Here is a 19,281-nt window from a genome sequence, read left to right on the forward strand (position 1 = left end):
CGTTTTTGTTCGCACCGGACAACGGCGGTGCGCGCCGCGCCCAATAGGCTGAAGAACTATGGCTCGCATCTCGAAGGTCCTCATCGCGAACCGGGGGGAAATCGCCGTGCGCGTCATCCGCGCCGCACGCGACTCCGGTATCGCAACGGTCGCCGTCTACGCCGACCAAGATCGGGATGCCCGACACGTCAAGCTCGCCGATGAGGCGTACGCGCTCGACGGCACCACCTCGGCCGAGACCTACCTCGTCATCGAGAAGCTGCTCTCGGTGGCTCGCCGCTCCGGCGCCAACGCCGTGCACCCCGGCTACGGCTTCCTCGCCGAAAATGCCGACTTCGCGCGCGCCGTCATCGACGCCGGCCTGATCTGGATCGGCCCCTCGCCCGACTCGATCGAACGCCTCGGCGACAAGGTCAGCGCGCGTCACGTCGCCGAGAAGGTCGGCGCCCCGCTCGCCCCCGGCACCCTCAACCCGGTGTCGGATGCCGCCGAGGTCCTCGAATTCGTCGACCAGGTCGGTTTGCCGGTCGCGATCAAGGCCGCCTTCGGCGGCGGCGGTCGCGGACTCAAGGTCGCCCGCACGCGCGAAGAAGTCCCCGAGCTGTTCGAGTCCGCCACCCGCGAGGCCGTCGCGGCCTTCGGCCGCGGCGAGTGCTTCGTCGAGAAGTACCTCGACGAGCCGCGCCACGTCGAGACCCAGTGCCTCGCCGACTCCGCGGGCAACGTCGTCGTGATCTCCACGCGCGACTGCTCGCTGCAGCGTCGCCACCAGAAGCTCGTCGAGGAGGCCCCCGCGCCGTACCTCACCGACGAGCAGCGCGACCTGCTCTACTCCTCCTCCAAGGCGATCCTCAAGGAGGTCGGCTACCTCGGCGCCGGCACCTGCGAGTTCCTGATCGGCAAGGACGGCACCGTCTCCTTCCTCGAGGTGAACACGCGCCTCCAGGTCGAGCACCCCGTCTCGGAGGAAGTGACCGGGATCGACCTGGTGCGCGAGCAGTTCCGCATCGCCGAGGGCGGCATCCTCGACTACGACGACCCCGAGACGCACGGGCACTCGATCGAGTTCCGCATCAACGGCGAAGACCCCGGCCGCGGCTTCCTGCCGATGCCGGGACCGGTGCACGTGCTGCGCTTCCCCGGCGGCCCGGGCGTGCGCGTCGACTCCGGCGTCACCACGGGTGACGTCATCTCGGGCGCCTTCGACTCGCTGCTCGCGAAGCTCATCGTCACCGGTCACACCCGCGAGGACGCGCTCGAGCGCGCGCGCCGGGCGCTCGACGAGTTCGAGGTGGCCGGCCTTCCGACCGTGCTGCCGTTCCACCGCAAGATCGTGCGCGACCCCGCGTTCACCGCGCCGGACGGACACTTCGGCGTCTACACGCGCTGGATCGAGACCGAATTCGAGAACGACCTCGAGCCGTGGGGCGGCATCCTCGCCGACGCGGAGGCACCCGAGAAGCGCCACAGCGTCGTCGTCGAGGTCGAAGGCAAGCGCGTCTCGGTGTCGCTGCCGACGCAGCTCCTGCCGACCGCAGGATCCGTGTCGGCGGCCCCCGCGCCGAAGCGTCGCACGGGCGGCGGCGGACTCGTGGCCGCGACCGGCAACGCCGTGAAGGCGCCGATGCAGGCGACGATCATCAAGATCGCCGTCGCGGAGGGCGACAGCGTCGTCAAGGGCGACCTGGTGGCGGTGCTCGAGGCGATGAAGATGGAGCAGCCGCTGACGGCGCACCGCGACGGCACGGTCGGCAAGATCGACGCCGCCGTCGGCGTCACCGTCTCCGCCGGCCACGTCCTCCTCTCCATCAACGACTAACCCCTACCGTTTTCAGGAGTTTGTGTGACTGGAGTGATGCGTGACGCCTCGATTGCGTTCAGCCGTCACTCTGCTCACGAAATCTCCTGAAAACGGTCGACCGCGGCGAGGATCTCTCGCTCGCAGGTCGGCCAATCGGTGGTGATCTGGCCATAGGTGAGCCGGATGACGACGAAGCCCCGCGCAGCCAGGGCACGATCGCGCGCCCGGTCGCGCTCGAACGCCTCGCGTCGGGAGTGGAACTCCCACCCGTCGGTCTCGATGATCACGCGGGTGCCACGGATCCACGCGTCCACTCGGCCGACGCCGGGCACCTCGACCTGACGATCGACCACCAGCCCGAGTCGCCCGAGTCGTTGCGAGATGAGCGACTCCTGCCCTTCCTGCGTTCCTGAGCGGATGCTGGCCAACCGAGCCGTCGCGAGCGACGTCGTCGCACCGAGTGTTTCGACCAGTCGACTCGGGTCGAGACCGTAGCGCCACACGGCTGTCTCAATGCACGCGATCGCCGTCTCATGATCAGCCCACTGCGCGACCTGGACCAGGCAGGTCGGCAGCGGCACCCTCCAGCACTCGCGAGCCGTCGGCGCATCCACCCAGTGCAGTGCGAGCTCCCGATCGGCGATGTCCGGCGTTCTTACCGCATCGAGGCGCGGGTTGCGAATCCGAAGCCGCGATGCGTTCGGCGCAACCGCGACGTGCAGGCGACGATCGAAGCCCGACCAGAGCCGGTAGCTGCGGGCGGCGCTCACCCCCGCCAGGCGGCCGCCGACCCGCGCGGCGAGGATCGCATCCCACGGGGCGTCGTGCGTCGCGTAGTGCGCGCGACGGACACGGCGGATCTGGTTGGCACGGATGGCCGCGGTGATCGCAAAACCGTCACATCCGCCGTGAATCAGCTGCTGACGGGTGGCAACCCCGCCGAGCCCCGTGATGATCTCGGTCGCCGACGTCACCCGTTGATGGTGGCGTCACGTCGCGGCGCGTGCCCCGCCATCCGCCAACCGGTGGAAGCTGCCCCGCTGTGAACGACCCGTCGCCCCTACCTTTTTCAGGAGTTTGTGTGACTGGTGGGGGCAGAGTCGACCAACGACACAACTCCCACAACATCCGTCACACAAACTCCTGAAAACGGGAGTCAGTCGACGATGTGCATGGCGCGGGCGGCGTCGGTGATGCTGCCCGAGAGCGAGGGGTAGACACTGAACGCGCTCGCCAGCTGGTCGACCGTGAGCCGGTGCTCGACCGCGAGCGCGATCGGCAGAATCAGATCGGATGCCTTCGGCCCCACGATCACCCCACCGATCACCGTTCCCGAGCCCGTGCGCGCGAACAGCTTCACGAATCCGTCCTTGATCCCCATCATCTTCGCCCGCGGGTTCGACGGCAGGTCGAGCTTGTAGATCTCGCCTTGCGCGATCCCGTCCTCGATCTGCTTCTGGCTCCACCCGACGGTGGCCACCTCGGGCTGGGTGAAGATGTTCGAGGTGACGTTCCGCAGCTCGGTCGGCGACACCGCATCCCCCATCGCGTGGAAGATCGCGCTGCGCCCCTGCATCGAGGCCACCGAGGCGAGCGGCAGGAAGTCGCTGCAGTCGCCCGCCGCATAGACGGACGGCATCGAGGTGCGGGCCACCCGGTTGACGCGGATGTGCCCCGACTCGGTCAGCTGAACGCCCGCCTCCTCGAGCCCGATTCCGGCCGTGTTGGGGATCGCGCCAACCGCCATCAGGCAGTGCGAGCCCTCGACCGTCCGGCCGTCCGACAACGTCACGAGCACGCCGTCGGCGGTGCGTTCGATGTGGTCGGCGCGCGACTTGGAGAGCACGGTCATCCCGTTGCGCGTGAAGACCTTCTCGATCACGGCGGCCGCGTCGGCGTCCTCACCGGGAAGCACCTGGTCGCGGCTGGAGATGAGGGTGACCCGCGCACCGAGCGCGCGGTAGGCGGAAGCGAATTCGGCCCCGGTGACACCGGATCCGACGACGATCAGGTGCTCGGGCACCGCGTCGAGCGAGTAGAGCTGCTTCCACGTGAAGATCCGCTCCCCGTCGGGCTTCGCGCTGGGAAGCTCGCGCGGGCTCGCCCCGACCGCCACGACGATCGTGTCGGCTTCGATCGAGTCGAAGTCGGTGCGCGCCTTGCCCTTGCCGGTGGAGACGACGATCCGGTTGGGGCCGTCGAGCCGCCCATCGCCGGCGACGATCTTGACGCCCGCCCGGATCAGCTGGGCCCGCATGTCCTCGGACTGCTGGCGCGCGAGCATCAGCAGCCGCTGGTTGACGGCCGCCAGGTTGACGGTGACCTCGGGGCGCACGGCGCGGCCGGCATCCGTTCGCGTGAAGAACTGCACGCCGAGGTCCGCGGCTTCGCCGATCGCGCTGGCCGCCTCAGCGGTCGCGATGAGCGTCTTCGAGGGCACGACATCGGTCAACACGGCCGACCCGCCGACCCCCACGCGTTCGACGAGGGTCACCTCCCCGCCGAGCTGGGCTCCCGCCAGGGCTGCCTCGAATCCGCCCGGACCGCCGCCAAGAATGGCGATCCGCTGAGTACGCTCAAAGTGCGACGACATGCCCCCATTCTTGTGCATGGGCCGGATGCCGCGAGCCACCGTAAAGTGAGTGTCATGTCTGCACGACCCGCCACCAATCCGCTCGACGACCAGGCCGCTGACCCGTTCGAGATCGCCCGCGCCGCCGCCGAGCAGTTGGCCGCCGCGACGGGCGTCGAGCGCCACGACATCGCCCTCACCCTCGGCAGCGGCTGGGGTGCCGCCGCGGAGCTCCTCGGCGAGACGGTCGCGGTCGTGCCGGCGTCCGAGATCGTCGGCTTCAGCGCCTCGGGAGTCGCCGGGCATTCGGGGACGTTGCGCAGCATCCGCCTCGCCTCGGGCAAGCACGCCCTCGTGATCGGCGCGCGCACGCACTACTACGAGGGCCACGGCGTTCGCCGCGTGGTGCACTCGGTGCGCACCGCGGCGGCGGCGGGCGCGAAGATCATGGTGCTGACGAACGGCGCGGGCGGCATCAAGGATCACTGGACGCCCGGCACCCCCGTGCTGATCAGCGACCACATCAACCTGACCGCGGACTCACCGCTGGAGGGCGCGACCTTCGTCGACCTCACCGACCTGTATTCGCGGCGCCTCCGCGACATCGCCCACGAGGTGGATGCGAGCCTCGACGAGGGCGTGTACTGCCAGTTCCGCGGCCCGCACTACGAGACCCCGGCCGAGGTGCAGATGGCGAAGACCATTGGCGGTCACATCGTCGGCATGTCGACGGCACTGGAGGCGATCGCGGCGCGCCAGGCGGGCATGGAGGTCCTCGGGATGTCGCTCATCACCAACCTCGCCGCCGGCATCTCGGCCGAGCCGCTCAGCCACGCCGAGGTGCTGCAGTCCGGCAAGGACGCCGAGCCGGTGATCACGCAGCTGCTCGCGCGCATCGTGGAGAAGTTGTGAGCGGCACGACGGACCTCATCGCGCGGGCGCGCGACTGGATGGCGCAAGACCCCGACGAGGCGACGCGCGCCGAGCTGGATGCCCTCCTCGCCCTCGTCGACACGGGAAGCGAGACGGCCGCGGCCGACCTCGCGGAGCGCTTCGACGGGCGCCTGCAGTTCGGCACCGCCGGCCTTCGCGGCGCGATGGGCGCGGGCCCGCAGCGCATGAATCGGGTCGTGGTGGCGCAGGCCGCCGCGGGGCTCGGGTTCTTTCTGAAGACGCGGGAGCCGAATCCTTCGGTCGTGATCGGCTACGACGGCCGCCACAATTCGCGTGTCTTCGCCGAGGATTCGGCCGAGATCCTGCAGGGGCTCGGCGTCGCGGCGACGATTCTGCCGCGCATGCTGCCGACCCCCGTGCTGGCGTTCGCGGTGCGCGAGCTGCGCGCGAGCGCGGGCATCATGGTGACCGCCTCGCACAACCCGGCGGCCGACAACGGCTACAAGGTGTACCTCGGCGGTGCCGACGACGGCTCCCAGATCGTGCCGCCCGCCGACGGGCTGATCGCGGCCGAGATCGACCGCGTCGCGGCGGGTTCGATCGCGAACCTCGGCCGGTCGACGGCGTTCGCGACCGCCCCCGAGTCGATCATCGAAACGTATGTGGAGCGCACCGCGCACGTGGCCCGGCACGTCGCGCCGCTGACGATCGCGTACACGCCGATGCACGGCGTGGGCCTGGACACCTTCGCCCGCGTGCTTGCGGCGGCCGGCTTCGCCGAGGCGCACGTGGTCGAGGAGCAGGCCCAGCCCGATCCGGACTTCCCCACCGTCGCGTTCCCGAACCCGGAAGAGCCCGGCGCCATGGACCTGGTGCTCGCGCGCGCGTCCGCCGTGGGTGCCGACCTGGCGATCGCCAACGACCCGGATGCCGACCGGGTCGCCGTGGGCATCCCCACCGCGGACGGGTGGCGGCGTCTCAGCGGCAATGAGGTGGGCTGGCTGCTCGGCTGGGATGCGGCCCGCACCGCCTCCGGGGGCACGCTCGCCAATTCGCTGGTCTCCTCCCCCGCGCTCGGCGCGGTCGCCGAGCACTTCGGCTTGGAGCACGCGGAGACGCTCACCGGTTTCAAGTGGATCTCGCGCGCGCCGGGCATCGTCTTCGGCTACGAGGAGGCCCTCGGCTACCTCGTCAACCCGGACACCGTGCGCGACAAGGACGGCATTTCGGCGGCGCTCGCGGTGCTCTCCCTCGCGGCCGAACTCCGCGAACGCGGCGAAACGCTCGCCGACCGGCTCGAGCAGTTCGCGGCCGAGTTCGGCGGCTTCGCCTCGGGCCAGATCTCGATCCGGGTGACCGATCTCGGCGAGATCGCGCGTCTGAGCGCGGCCCTGCGCGACAACCCCCCGCACGAGATCGGCGGCATCGAGGTGACCGCCCTGGAGGACTTCCTCGTCGGCGTCGGCGACTACCCGCGCAGCGACATCCTGCGCTTCCGCCTCGCGGGCGGCGGTCGCGTGATCGTGCGTCCGAGCGGAACCGAGCCGAAGCTCAAGTGCTATCTGGATGCGGTTTCGTACGAGGGCAGCGGATCGGAGCGCGTCGCCGCGGCACGGGCCTTGGTCGCGCACCTCGAGTCGGGGATGCGCGACCTGCTCCGTTGATCGCCGCGGCTCAGCGCGCGGAGCGGTCCATCCGCGCGAGGGCGGCGATGGTCGCGTTGGCGATCGCCTCGGCCCAGATGCGGTGAAGGCTCGGCCAGGAGATCGAGTCTTCGACGAGCGCGGTGCCGAGCCGCAGGTCCGGGAATGGCACGAACGACACGGCCTGGCAGTCGCCCGCAAGTCGCTCGCTGGCGCGATTCAGGGCCGCCGTCTGGCGGTCGAGGATCGCGCGAGCGGGGGCGGGAACCGGGCGGAAGTCGCTGACCGGCGGGATCCCAGCGATGATCACGTGGCAGGCCTGCCCCGCCTCGTCTCGGAGCTCGGCGATCGCGCGGGCGAGATCCGCGCTCCAGCTTTCGGCTGTCGTCGCCAGGAGCACATCCGGGATCCCGAGCATGAGCACGGCGACGTCGAGGTCGGCGAGGTCGTGGTCGGCCGCCGCCGACAGGCCCGCCGCCGTGAGGTCAGGGGACGCGATCACCTGGATCTCGACCCCGCGCGACCGGGAGGCCGCGATGGCGGCCGCGGCGCGCGCCGGGACCGCCATGCCGTGGCGCAGCACACCGTAGCCGGCAGCCCCCACGTCTCCCACGAACAGCATCCGCCGCGGTGACGGCCCCTCGACGACGGTCACCGGCTCATCGCTCGGGAACGGGGCCGTCAGCACGTCGCGCCGATACTGCGCCAGATGGGCGCGGAGGATCGGGCGCACGAGTGCGAGCAGGGTGCGAATCGCGGCCGATCGGATCGGACGCGTCGCATGCGGGGTGGGAAGCATGTGCTGTCATTGTGCCTGACGGGGCGCAATCCTCCCAGTTGAGAGACCCTCGACCGCGGAAACTATGACGCGAGCTCGTACCCCGAATTGTGGGGGTTCTTGCCGGTCATTCGTCCCCCGAAATCTGGGTTAGCCTAGTGCATCCTCGAAACTTCGGTTTCGCGGACGCGTTCGGCTGGTAACCGGGCGCGCGCGGCGCTGCGATGCCCTGATCAATCGCGGCGCCGCGCCCCTCACGCGGTGCGTCAGCCGAGCGCCTTCTCGAGCTTGACGGTGAGTTCGGCGGTGTCGAAGTAGTTCTCGACGACGACCACATCCGCGTAGGTGGCGCCGATCGCGGTCACGAACTCGGGGCTCGTGAGAATCACCTGCGCGTCGTCGGCCTCGGCGTGCAGCGAATTCAGGTCCGTGGCGACGACGGTCGCCTCGATGCCCAGTCGCCCCAGCACGCGCTCGGCGTTGACCTTGAGGATGCCGCTGGTGCCGACACCCGCCCCGCAGATCGCGACGATCTTCACGAAAGTTCCTCTCCTGCCGCCCGGTGAGCGGCGACCGCGGGCACGCCGAGAATCGAGCGCACCTCATCGGAACTCGTCGCCTCGGCGATGCGTTCGACCGCATCCGAATCGTTGAAGGTGTTGGCCAACTGGGCCACGAAACCGATGTGCCGGTCGTTGGCGGTGACCGCCAGACCGAGCACGACGCGAACCGGGTCGTTGTGCGGGTGGCCGAAGTTCACCGGCTCGGCAAGCGACGCAACCGCGAACCCGTCGGCGAGCACGTCGGGGCCGGGGCGCGCGTGGGCGAGCGCGAGGCCGGGGGCGATGACGACGTAGGGGCCGTGTTCCTCGATCATGCGCACCATGGAGGCCGTGTACTCCGGCTTGGCGGCTCCCGTCGCCACCAGTCCCGCCCCGACGACCGCGACGGCGGCACGCCAATCGGCGGCGTCCGCGCCGAGCGCGACCGCCGCATCCGGGAGCGGAGGAAGCGACATCACGCGGCTTCGAAGCCCCCCTCGATCAGCTCGATGAGGTCCTGGCGCTCGTCGAGCGGCAGGAAGGCGGCCTCGGCCGCGTTGAGCTGGAAGGCGAGCAGGTCGTCGAGTCCGTAGCCGAAGGTGTCGACCAGCAACTCGAGTTCGCGCGTCAGCGTGGTGGCGCTCATCAGCCGGTTGTCGGTGTTGACGGTCACGCGGAAGCCGAGCTGATACAGCGTGTCGAAGGGATGCGCGGCGAGGTCGGTGCCCCACGCGGCGATCGCGCCGGTCTGCAGGTTCGAACTCGGACTGGTCTCGAGCGCAATGCTGCGGTAGCGTACCCATTGCGCGACGTGACCCAGGCTGACGTAGTCGTTGTCGCCGTCGCGCGACTCCACGGTGATGTCGTCGGCGATCCGGACGCCGTGCCCGAGGCGCAGCGCGTGGCCGTCGACGAGGGCTCCGCGGATGCTGTCCAGTCCGTCCGCTTCGCCGGCGTGGATCGTCGCGGGGAACATCTCGCGCGCCAGCAGGTCGAAGGCCGCGCCCATCCGCGACGGGGGGAACCCCGCCTCAGGGCCCGCGATGTCGAAACCGACCACGCCGCGATCGCGGTGACGCAGCGCCAGCTCGGCGATCTCGACGCCGCGGTCGAGATGGCGCATCGCGCTCACCAACTGGCCGACGCGGATGTGTGAACCGGCCGCGTTCGCGGCGGCGACCCCCGCATCCAGACCCGCTTGCACGGCCTCGACCGCCGCGTCGAGGCTGAGACCCGCGCTGACGTGCTGCTCGGGAGCCCACCGGATCTCGCCCCACACGACGCCGTCCTCGGCCAGGTCGGCGACGAACTCGCGCGCGACGCGCTCGAGCCCGTCGGCGGTCTGCATCACCGCGACGGTGACGTCGAAGGTCTTCAGGTACTCGACGAGCGAACCCGAGTCGCTCTTCTCGGCGAACCAGGCGCCGAGGGCGTCGGCGTCACCGACGGGGGCGCCGCCGGGAAGCTCGATGCCGTGCTCGTCGGCGAGCTCGAGGATGGTCGCGGGGCGCAGGCCGCCGTCGAGATGATCGTGCAACGAGACCTTCGGAAGGGTCTTCACAGTCGACAGTTCCGCGGCATCGCTCATACCCCCAGCGTAGTTGGGAGTCGCCTGGAAATTCCCCCGGATCTCATCGGGATTACGCTCGAAGCATGACGGCACGGAAGATCATCCTCGACTGCGATCCGGGTCACGACGACGCGATCGCGATGCTGCTCGCACACGGCAGTCCCGAGGTCGAACTGCTGGCCGTCACGACGGTCGCCGGCAACGCGTCGCTCGCGAATGTGACCCACAATGCGCTCTCGGTGGCGCGCGTCGCGGGCATCACCGGCATCCCCTTCGCGGCGGGGGCGGCGCGCCCGCTCGTGCGGCGCACCGAGTATGCGCCGACGATCCACGGCGACTCGGGGCTCGACGGGCCGGAGCTGCCGGAGCCCGAGCTCGAGCTCGATCCGAGGTCGGCAGCGCAGCTCATCATCGACCTGGTGATGGCGCACGAGCCGGGTGAGATCACGCTCGTGCCGACCGGGGCGCTGACCAACATCGCCCTCGCTGCCCGACTCGAACCGCGCATCGTGCCGCGCGTGCGCGAGGTCGTGCTGATGGGCGGCGGCGTGCACGTCGGAAACTGGAACGCGACGAGCGAGTTCAACATCGTCATCGATCCCGAGGCCGCGCACATCGTGTTCAACGAGGACTGGCCGCTCACGATGGTCGGGCTCGACGTGACGCATCAGGCGCTGGCGACGGATGCGGTGCGCGCCGCGATCACCGAGCTCGACACCGCGCCCGCGCGCTTCACCCTCGAATTGCTGGACTTCTTCGCCGACACGTACCGCCGCGAGCAGGGCTTCACGTATCCGCCGGTGCACGACCCGGTCGCCGTCGCCTACGTCATCGACCCGGCCGTGCTGCACGTCGTGAAGGCGCCGCTCGACGTCGAGTTGTCGGGAACCCTGACGCTCGGCATGACGGTCGCCGACCTGCGGATGCCCGCGCCGGACGACTGCCGCACGCAGGTCTCGCTCGGCCTCGACCAGGACCGTTTCTGGTCTCTCGTCGTCGCCGCCCTCCGCCGCATCGGCTGACAGCACCTTTTTCAGGAGTTGGTGTGAGTGGTGTGACTCATGTCGTGCGGCGGGTCACTCCACACAACTTCTGCCACACAAACTCCTGAAAACGGCTAGGCGATGCGGTCAGCGATGAGGGGGCCGCCGGTCAGGACCTCGTCGCCGGGGGCTCCGATGCGGTAGGCGCCGTCGAGAGCCTCGAGGGCGCGGTCGAAACGCGCCGCGTCGTCGGCGCCGAGGGTGAACAGCGGGTCTCCCGCGCGCACCTCGTCGCCCGGCTTCTTGTGCAGGTCGATCCCCGCGGAATGGATGACCGGGTCCTGCTGGCGCGCACGTCCGGCCCCGAGCCGCCAGGCCGCGATCCCGAACGGGAGCGCCTGCTGCTCGACGAGCACGCCGTCGCGCTCGGCCCGCACGACGTGAGTCTCACGGGGGGTCGGCAGCGCCGCGTCGGGGTCGCCGCCCTGCGCCTGGATCATGGCGCGCCAGGTATCCATCGCCTTGCCCGAGGAGAGGTGCCCTTCGACGTCGGCATCCGGCACTCCGGCGAGATCGAGCATCTCGCGGGCGAGCGCGAGGGTGAGTTCGCGCACATCGGCCGGTCCGCCGCCGGCGAGCACCTCGACCGACTCGCGCACCTCGTTGGCGTTGCCGATCGCGAGCCCCAGCGGCACGTTCATGTTGGTGAGCAGCGCGCGCGTGGCGACGCCCGCGTCGGTGCCGAGGCGCACCATCGTCTCGGCGAGTTCGCGGCTGCGCTCCACATCCTGCAGGAACGCGCCCGAGCCGAACTTGACGTCGAGCACGAGCGCGGCGGTGCCTTCGGCGATCTTCTTGCTCATGATGGAGGAGGCGATGAGCGGGATCGCCTCGACGGTGCCCGTGATGTCGCGCAGCGCGTACAGCTTGCCGTCGGCGGGGGCGAGCCCCGATCCGGCGGCGCAGATCACGGCGCCGACCTCGTCCAGCTGGGCCATGAACTCGTCGTTGGTGAGCGCCGCGCGCCAGCCGGGGATCGACTCCAACTTGTCGAGCGTTCCGCCGGTGTGACCGAGGCCGCGGCCCGAGAGCTGCGGCACGGCGACGCCGAAGGAGGCGACGAGCGGTGCGAGCGGCAGGGTGATCTTGTCGCCGACTCCCCCCGTCGAGTGCTTGTCGGTGGTCGGCTTCGACAACCCGGAGAAGTCGAGGCGTTCACCGCTGGCGATCATGGCGAGGGTGAGGTCGCGGATTTCGTCGCGGCCCATCCCGTTGAGGAAGATCGCCATCGTCATCGCCGACATCTGCTCGTCGGCGACGTAGCCGCGCGTGTAGGCGTCGATCAGCCAGTCGATCTGCGGCGTCGTCAGCTCTCCGCCGTCGCGCTTGGTGCGGATCAGGTCGACGACATCAAACGGTTCGACGCTCATGATTCTCGATACTCCTGAAGGGTTCGGGGCCCGAAGGCGTCGGGCAGCACCTCGTCGATGGTCTTGATGCCGGAGACCGTCGCCAGCAGCATGCCGTCGGCCGAATGCTCGAAGAGCAGCTGTCGGCAACGACCGCAGGGCATCAGCGCGTCCCCGTGCCCGTCCACGCACGCGAACGCCACCAGCTTTCCGCCGCCCGACATCCAGAGCGCCGAGACGAGCGAGCACTCGGCGCACAGCGTCACCCCGTAGGAGGCGTTCTCGATGTTTGCGCCGGTCACGATCCGACCGTCGTCGACGAGGGCGGCGGCTCCCACCGGGAACTTCGAGTACGGCGAGTAGGAGTGCGTCACCGCCTCGCGAGCCGCCGAGCGTAGCGCATCCCAGTCGATCTCCGACATCGTCAACTCTTGATGTAGGGCTTGCCGTCGGCGGCCGGCGGGCGCGACTGTCCGACGAGTCCGGCGACCGCGAAGATCGTCACGAGGTAGGGCAGCATCAGCATGAACTCACTCGGCACCGGCGAACCGATGATCCCGAGCACGCTCTGCAGGCTGGTGGCGAAGCCGAACAGCAGAGCCGCCAGCGTCGCCCGGATCGGATGCCAGCGCCCGAAGATGACGGCGGCGAGAGCGATGAAGCCCATGCCGTTGGTCATCTCCTTGCCGAAGGCGCTCACCGAGTCGAGCGTGAAGTACGCCCCGCCCATTCCGGCGATCGCGCCCGCGAGCAGCACGTTCCAGAACCGGGTGCGGTTGACGTCGATGCCGACCGTGTCGGCGGCCGTGGGGTGCTCGCCAACCGAACGGACGCGCAGACCCCAGCGGGTCTTGAACAGCCCGAACCAGACCCCGAACACCGCGATGTACATCAGGTACACGATGATCGTCTGCTGGAAGAAGACCGGTCCGATGATCGGGATCTGCGACAGGATCGGGATCTCGAGCGACGGGAAGCGCACGCTCGAGTTGAACTGCGCCGTGTTGGCGGTCAGCACCGTGGAGTACAGGAAGTTCGTCAGACCCATCACGAGCACGTTCAGCACGACGCCGACGATCACCTGCTCGACGATGTAGCGGATGGCGAAGACGGCGAGCACGAGCGAGACGAGCATGCCCGCGATCATCGCCGCCAGCAGCCCGAGCAGCGGCTGGCCGGTGACCGAGGAGACAACGGCGGCCGAGAACGCGCCGAACAGCAGCTGCCCTTCGATCGCGATGTTGACGACGCCGACCCGCTCGGACACGACACCGCCGAGCGCCCCGAAGATGATCGGCGTGCTGAGCGCGAGCGCCCCGATCAGCAGACCGGGAAGCGGAATCGTCTTGCCGGCGGCGGCCCAGGTCAAGAACGCGAAGAGTGCGAGCGCGACGAATACGATCACGAGCCACAGTGGCGACTTGCCCCGCGGGTGCAGGAACGAGAACGCGAGAGCCCCGAACACCATCAGCACCATGAGCACGGCGACGGCGGCGACGAATCCCACGGTCGGAACGACCAAGGCCGGGAGCTGGATGAAGTCGCTGCCGGTGGAGAGCCGGAACGTGGTCTCCCCGTCGCGCGGGAAGGCGAAGCCCATCAGGAGCGCCGCGATCGCGAAGACCGCCAGCCCGATCGGCGTCTTGAGGTCGCGAACGCGGGCAACTTCGCGGTCGGCGTTCAGCGCCGCAGTCGTGGTCACTTGGCTGCTCCTTCCGCGAGGCGAGCGGCTCGTCGGCGCGGGGCCGAGCCCGGCGCCGGGAGGCGGAACACCGACCGCACGAGCGGCGGCGCCGCGATCAGCAGCACGATGACGGATTGGACCACGAGGATGATGTCGATCGGCACGCCCTGCGAGGCCTGCATCGTGTAGCCGCCGGCCTTGAGTGCCCCGAACAGGATTCCGCTGAAGAACACCCCCCACGGCTTCGAACGCCCGAGAAGCGCGACGGTGATCGCGTCGAAGCCGATTCCGGCATCCACCCCCGCCGAGAATCCGCTGGTCGTCGTCCCGAGGACCTGGGATGCGCCGGCCAGACCCATCAGACCGCCGGCGAACAGCATCGCGGCGACGTAGACGGACTTGACGTTGATGCCCGCGACACGCGCGGCGTTCGGGTTCTCGCCGACGGCGCGGAAGCGGAAGCCCATGCTCGAGCGGTTCAGCAGGTACCACACGTAGATCGTCGCCGCGATGACGAGCACGAAGCCCAGATGTAGCCGGAACGAGCCGACACCGATCAGGTCGCTGAGGTTCGGGAGCACCGCCGTCTCGAGCGCCGCGGGCGACTTCGGGTTGTTGGAACCGGGTGCCTGCAGGGCGCCCGGCGTGCGGAGCAGGAAGAACACCAGGTAGTAGGCGACGTAGTTGAGCATGATCGTCACGATCACCTCATGCGCCCCGGTGCGCGCCTTGAGCAGCCCCGCCAGGCCGCCCCAGAGCGCGCCGCCCAGGATCGCGCCGGCGACGGCGACGACCATGTGGATGACGACCGGCAGATCGAACGACCAGCTGATCCAGCCGCCGAGGGCCGCCGCCATGATGATCTGGCCGCGACCACCGATGTTGAACAGGCCGACGCGGAAGGCGAGCGCGACGCCGAGCCCCGCCGCGATGAGCGGCGTCGCGAAGGTGAGCGTCTCGGTGATCGGCTTGATCTGGTCGACGAACGAGGTGCGGTTGATGTTGAAGATCGCCCCGCGGAACAGCGCGTCGTAGGCTCCGCCGATCGCCTGCCCGATGGCGACGAAGGTGTCGCCCGGTCGGGAGAAGAAGTAGCCGAGCGAGGACTGCACGGCGTCGTCGGTCGCGGCGATCAGGATGCTCCCGATGAGCAGGGCCAGCACGATGGCGAGGAACGAGAGCAGCGCGTTTCCGGTCACGATCTCGCGCAGAATCTGGTGCGTGCGCGAGGGCTCGTCGGTGACGACGGCTGCCGAGGCGTCCGGTTCGGCGGGGGTCTGGCTGCTGCTCACGCGGCGGCCTCCTTCGGGGTTTCGCCCGCCATCATGAGGCCGAGCACGTCACGGGGGGTGTCACCGGGGACGATGCCCACGATGCCGCCGCGGTACATCACGGCGATGCGGTCGGCAAGCGCGACGACCTCGTCGAGCTCGGTCGAGACGACGATGACGGGCACGCCCGCGTCGCGCGCGGCGACGATCTGGCTGTGCACGAATTCGATCGAGCCGACGTCGAGGCCGCGTGTGGGCTGGGCGGCGACAACGAGTTTGACCTCTTTGCTGAGTTCGCGCGCGAGCACGACCTTCTGCTGGTTTCCGCCCGAGAGCTTGCCGACGTGGGTCTCGATTCCGGGTGCGCGGATGTCGAACTCCTCGAGCTTCTCGCGCGCGAAGGTCGCGAGCGTTTCGAGCTGCAGGGTTCCGCTTTTGACGAAGGGTTCGCTGTGCGACCGGTCGAGCATGAGGTTTTCGGCGATCGTGAAGCCGGCGATGAGGCCGTCTTCACGGCGATCTTCGGGCACGAACCCGACTCCCGCATCGAGGACCTTGCGCGGCGTGCGGCCGACGAGTTCTTCGCCACCGAGCGTGATCGAGCCTTCGACCCGGGGCTGCAGGCCCATGATCGCCTCCGTCAGCTCGGTCTGCCCGTTGCCCTGGACACCCGCGATCGCGAGGATCTCCCCCGTGCGCACCTCAAAGTTCAGGTGCGCGACAACGTACTGATTGTTGGCGTCGATCACGGACAGGTTGCGCACGACGAGCGCCTCCTCGCCCGGTTCGGCCGGGTCCTTGTCGACCATGAGGTCGACCGCGCGGCCGACCATGAGCGAGGCGAGTTCGGCGTTGGTGGCGGTGGGCTCCGCCTCGCCGACGACCTTGCCGAGCCGGATGACGGTGATGCGGTCGGCGACCTCGCGCACCTCGCGCAGCTTGTGCGTGATGAACACGATCGAGGTGCCGGTCTCTTTGAGCTGGCGCATGATCGCCATCAGCTCATCGGTCTCTTGCGGCGTGAGCACCGCGGTCGGCTCGTCGAAGACGAGCACGCGGGCATCCCGTGACAGCGCCTTGATGATCTCGACGCGTTGCTGCACGCCGACCGGGAGATCTTCGACGCGCGCATCCGGATCGACGTCGAAGCCGAACCGTGCGGAGATCTCGCGCACCTTCTCGCGGGCACCCTCGAGATCGAGCACGCCGCCGAACTTGGTGGATTCGTGGCCGAGCATGACGTTCTCGGCGACCGTGAACACGGGGATGAGCATGAAGTGCTGATGGACCATGCCGATCCCGGCATTCATCGCGTCGCCGGGGCCCGCGAAGTGCTGGACCTTGTCGTCGAGCAGGATTTCGCCGCCGTCGGCGCGATACAGACCGTAGAGGACGTTCATCAACGTCGACTTGCCGGCGCCGTTCTCACCGAGCAGCGCGTGGATTTCGCCGGCCTCCACGGTGAGGTCGATGTGGTCGTTGGCGACCAGGGCACCGAACTTCTTCGTGATGCCTCGGAGTTCGAGCTTCATGCCACCCAATCTATTCCCAGTACAGCGAACACGGGGAGGCCGGCCAGAGCCGACCTCCCCGCGTCACTTCGTTCTGTTCAGAACTTCGCGTGAGTCCTTACGGGCTCGACGGCGAGCTCACGACCACGTCGCCCGCGATGATCGCGGCCTTGAGGTCTTCGAGCTCCTGCGCGAGTTCGGCCGGAACCTTCGACGCGAAGTCGTGGAACTCGGCGAGGCCCACGCCGCCGTTCTCGAGCGTGCCGACGTACGGCTCGTTCGAGAAGTTGCCGGTCGCCGCCGCGGTCACGACGTCGTACACGCCCGCGTCGACGCCCTTGAGCACCGAGGTGAGGAGCAGATCGGCAACCGACGGGTCGGTCACGTAGACGTCGGCGTCGACACCGATCAGCGCGATCGTGTCGTCACCGGTGTCGCGGATCGCCTCGGCGGCCGAGATGTAGATCGGGCCACCGACGGGCAGCAGCACGTCAGCACCCTGGTCGAGCAGGCCCTGCGCCGAGGTCTTCGCCTCAACGCCGGCAGCGAAGCCACCGGTGAAGGTGCCCGACTGCGCTTCCTTGTCCCAGCCGATGGCCTCGACACTCGTGCCCTTGACCTCGTTGTAGTACGCCACGCCGTCGACGAAGCCATCCATGAAGATGGTCACCGGCGGAATCGGGATGCCACCGAAGGTGCCGACGACGCCGGTCTTCGAGTAGGCCGCCGCGGCGTAGCCCGCGAGGAACGCGGCCTCGGCCGTGTTGAAGAGAATCGGCTTGCCGTTCTCGACATCGGGCGTGCCGTCGAAGTCGCCGTCCAGGCCGTCATCGATGATCGCGAACTCCACGTCGGGGTTGTTCTGCGCGCCTTCGATGGTGGCGGCCGACAGCAGGAAGCCGACGGTCACGATGATCTCGCAGCCTTCGCCGACGAGGCTCTCGATGTTCGGGGCGTAGTCGTCCTCGCTGGCCGACTCGGAGTGGATCTCCGTGATGCCGAGTTCGTCGACCGCGGCCTCGAGACCGGTCAGGCCGAGCTCGTTGAACGAGTTGTCGTCGAATCCACCGGCGTCCGAGACCATGCAGGCCAGGAAGTCGAGTTCGGGCGTTTCGCCGTTGCCCTCCTCGGGGGCCGACGCACAGCCGGCGAGCACGAGTGCGCTCGAGCCGAGCACGGCGAGACCGGCGAGACCGGTCTTGCGGAAAGTGATTGTCACGGTGTCCTCCAAGAATGCGCGCACGGCAGGATGCCGGGCGTTTTCCTCACGCTACCGAAAACTGAGCGGTCCACGGAGAGACTCGGCGCACTGATGGTCGAAGCGTTACAAATCTGCGACGGTCGCGAAACGATTCGGAAATGTTGACGACGTCAACACACGTTTTCGGCTCGAAACGGCGGATTCGTGCGCTACAGAACACCGTCTCGGCCCGACAGTTTGAGCGCATCGACGACGCTCTTGACGCGCTGAGCGTGCTCGCTCGTGGTCACGAGCAGCGCATCCGGCGTGTCGACCACGACGATGTCCTGCACCCCGATGAGGGAGATGATCCGGTCGGTGGTCGAGATGACGATGCCGCTGGCGGAGTCGGAGAGCACGCGCGCGTGCTCTCCGAGAATCGCGAGGTTGGCAGGCCGCCCACCCGAGTGCAGCTTCGCGATCGACGCGAAGTCTCCGACGTCGTCCCAGCCGAAACGACCCGGGATCACCGCGAGGCGCCCGGCCGCCGCCGCGGGCTCGGCGACCGAGTAGTCGATCGCGATCTTGGTGAGCTTCGGCCAGATCCGGTCGACCGCGGGTCCGCGGCGCGCGTGGTCGTCCCACGCCTCCGCCAACTCCTCGAGGCCCGCCAGCAGCTCGGGCTGCGTGGCGCCGATCTCTTCCAGCAGTCGGTCGGCGCGCGCGATGAACATTCCGGCGTTCCAAAGGTGATGCCCCTCGCTGACGTAGCGCCGCGCGGTCTCGAGGTCGGGCTTCTCGACGAAGCTCTCGACGCGCAGTGCGTCGGGAGCACCCTCGATCGACAGCGCCTCGCCGCAGTCGATGTAGCCGAACCCGACGGCGGGCTCGTCGGGGGTGATGCCGATCGTCGCGATGTACCCGGCGTCGGCGGCCAGCACCGCCTGCTCGACCGCCGCGCGGAACTTAGCGGGCTCGTGAATCACGTGGTCGGCGGCGAAGGACCCGATGATGACGTCCGGCTCGCGGCGCCGGAGGATCGCGGCGGCGAGCCCGATCGCGGCGGTGGAATCCTTCGGCTCGCTCTCCAGCACGACGTTCGGGTCGGTCAGCTCAGGCACCTGGCTCTCGACCGCCGCACGGTGCGCGCGCCCCGTTACCACCATGACCCGCTGCGGCCCCGAGATGGGCGCCAACCGCTCCCAGGTGGCGCGCAGCAGCGTCTGCCCGGATCCGGTGAGGTCGTGGAGGAACTTCGGGGCATCCGCGCGCGACAGCGGCCACAGCCGCGAGCCCACTCCGCCCGCGGGGATCACACTGTAGAACCGGTCCAACGCCGACGATCGCTCAGCCATGCGGACCACTCTACGCATCTTGTGTTAACGCAAATCGACAGGCCGCGTACACCCGCTGGTTACCCGTGCTCCCTAGCGTCAAGGAAAG

The 19,281-nt window shown here is 69.0% G+C and carries 17 protein-coding genes; 4 read left to right on the top strand and 13 right to left on the bottom strand.

The features are described 5' to 3' along the window. Window positions 1–58: 58 nt before the first annotated feature. A complete protein-coding gene (locus tag QZ258_RS00515; RefSeq protein ID WP_294178034.1) occupies window positions 59–1,819 on the top strand; it encodes a biotin carboxylase N-terminal domain-containing protein in 1,761 nt (586 codons plus the stop codon). 74 nt (window positions 1,820–1,893) lie between these two features. Here QZ258_RS00515 and QZ258_RS00520 read toward each other — a convergent pair whose 3' ends face one another. After that, window positions 1,894–2,775 carry a DUF559 domain-containing protein gene (locus tag QZ258_RS00520; RefSeq protein ID WP_294178035.1) on the bottom strand — a complete coding sequence of 294 codons (882 nt, stop codon included), beginning with the start codon at window positions 2,773–2,775 and terminating at the stop codon, window positions 1,894–1,896. Between the two features lie 182 nt (window positions 2,776–2,957). Continuing rightward, on the bottom strand, window positions 2,958–4,394 hold the full coding sequence (locus tag QZ258_RS00525; protein WP_294178037.1) for an NAD(P)H-quinone dehydrogenase: 1,437 nt from the start codon (window positions 4,392–4,394) through the stop codon (window positions 2,958–2,960). A gap of 54 nt (window positions 4,395–4,448) precedes the next feature. On the opposite strand from QZ258_RS00525, the gene QZ258_RS00530 reads away from it, so the two are divergent. Both QZ258_RS00530 and QZ258_RS00535 read left to right on the top strand, forming a co-directional pair. Continuing rightward, window positions 4,449–5,285, top strand: coding sequence for a purine-nucleoside phosphorylase (locus QZ258_RS00530; RefSeq protein ID WP_294178039.1), 837 nt, complete (start codon window positions 4,449–4,451; stop codon window positions 5,283–5,285). Window positions 5,286–5,323: 38 nt separating this feature from the next. Next, on the top strand, window positions 5,324–6,931 hold the full coding sequence (locus tag QZ258_RS00535) for a phospho-sugar mutase (protein WP_294178293.1): 1,608 nt from the start codon (window positions 5,324–5,326) through the stop codon (window positions 6,929–6,931). A 10-nt stretch (window positions 6,932–6,941) separates the two neighbouring features. Here the strand turns inward: QZ258_RS00535 and QZ258_RS00540 are convergent, their stop codons facing one another. The 4 genes from QZ258_RS00540 to QZ258_RS00555 form a co-directional block, all read right to left on the bottom strand. Then, window positions 6,942–7,709, bottom strand: coding sequence for a GDSL-type esterase/lipase family protein (locus QZ258_RS00540; RefSeq protein ID WP_294178042.1), 768 nt, complete (start codon window positions 7,707–7,709; stop codon window positions 6,942–6,944). Window positions 7,710–7,954: 245 nt separating this feature from the next. After that, entirely contained in the window at window positions 7,955–8,227 is a 273-nt protein-coding gene (locus tag QZ258_RS00545; protein ID WP_294178044.1) for a PTS sugar transporter subunit IIB, read from the bottom strand. Beyond that, a complete protein-coding gene (locus QZ258_RS00550) occupies window positions 8,224–8,706 on the bottom strand; it encodes a PTS sugar transporter subunit IIA (RefSeq protein WP_294178046.1) in 483 nt (160 codons plus the stop codon). Before QZ258_RS00550 ends, QZ258_RS00545 begins: the two co-directional genes overlap by 4 nt. Continuing rightward, window positions 8,706–9,818 carry an adenosine deaminase gene (locus QZ258_RS00555; protein ID WP_294178048.1) on the bottom strand — a complete coding sequence of 371 codons (1,113 nt, stop codon included), beginning with the start codon at window positions 9,816–9,818 and terminating at the stop codon, window positions 8,706–8,708. The genes QZ258_RS00550 and QZ258_RS00555 overlap by 1 nt, the downstream gene beginning before the upstream one ends. A gap of 65 nt (window positions 9,819–9,883) precedes the next feature. Between QZ258_RS00555 and QZ258_RS00560 the strand changes: the two genes are divergently transcribed. Beyond that, window positions 9,884–10,822 (top strand): nucleoside hydrolase, encoded by a 939-nt coding sequence (locus QZ258_RS00560; RefSeq protein ID WP_294178050.1) that lies wholly within the window; start codon window positions 9,884–9,886, stop codon window positions 10,820–10,822. 95 nt (window positions 10,823–10,917) lie between these two features. Here the strand turns inward: QZ258_RS00560 and QZ258_RS00565 are convergent, their stop codons facing one another. From QZ258_RS00565 to QZ258_RS00595, 7 genes are all read right to left on the bottom strand, one after another. Further along, window positions 10,918–12,213, bottom strand: coding sequence for a thymidine phosphorylase (locus tag QZ258_RS00565; RefSeq protein WP_294178052.1), 1,296 nt, complete (start codon window positions 12,211–12,213; stop codon window positions 10,918–10,920). Continuing rightward, entirely contained in the window at window positions 12,210–12,614 is a 405-nt protein-coding gene (locus QZ258_RS00570) for a cytidine deaminase (RefSeq protein ID WP_294178053.1), read from the bottom strand. Before QZ258_RS00570 ends, QZ258_RS00565 begins: the two co-directional genes overlap by 4 nt. Window positions 12,615–12,616: 2 nt before the next feature. Further along, a complete protein-coding gene (locus tag QZ258_RS00575) occupies window positions 12,617–13,876 on the bottom strand; it encodes an ABC transporter permease (protein ID WP_294178295.1) in 1,260 nt (419 codons plus the stop codon). 14 nt (window positions 13,877–13,890) lie between these two features. Beyond that, complete coding sequence (locus QZ258_RS00580) at window positions 13,891–15,168, bottom strand: ABC transporter permease (protein WP_294178055.1); 1,278 nt, start codon at window positions 15,166–15,168, stop codon at window positions 13,891–13,893. Further along, window positions 15,165–16,679: an ABC transporter ATP-binding protein gene (locus tag QZ258_RS00585; RefSeq protein ID WP_294178059.1), complete on the bottom strand. Its 1,515-nt coding sequence runs from the start codon at window positions 16,677–16,679 to the stop codon at window positions 15,165–15,167. Before QZ258_RS00585 ends, QZ258_RS00580 begins: the two co-directional genes overlap by 4 nt. A 97-nt stretch (window positions 16,680–16,776) precedes the next feature. After that, window positions 16,777–17,877, bottom strand: a complete 1,101-nt coding sequence (locus tag QZ258_RS00590; RefSeq protein ID WP_294178062.1) for a BMP family protein — start codon at window positions 17,875–17,877, stop codon at window positions 16,777–16,779. A gap of 191 nt (window positions 17,878–18,068) precedes the next feature. After that, window positions 18,069–19,193, bottom strand: coding sequence for a mannose-1-phosphate guanylyltransferase (locus tag QZ258_RS00595; RefSeq protein ID WP_294178063.1), 1,125 nt, complete (start codon window positions 19,191–19,193; stop codon window positions 18,069–18,071). Between the last annotated feature and the right edge of the window lie 88 nt (window positions 19,194–19,281).

The sequence above is a fragment of the uncultured Schumannella sp. genome (assembly GCF_905479755.1).
GTDB lineage: Bacteria > Actinomycetota > Actinomycetes > Actinomycetales > Microbacteriaceae > DCRR01.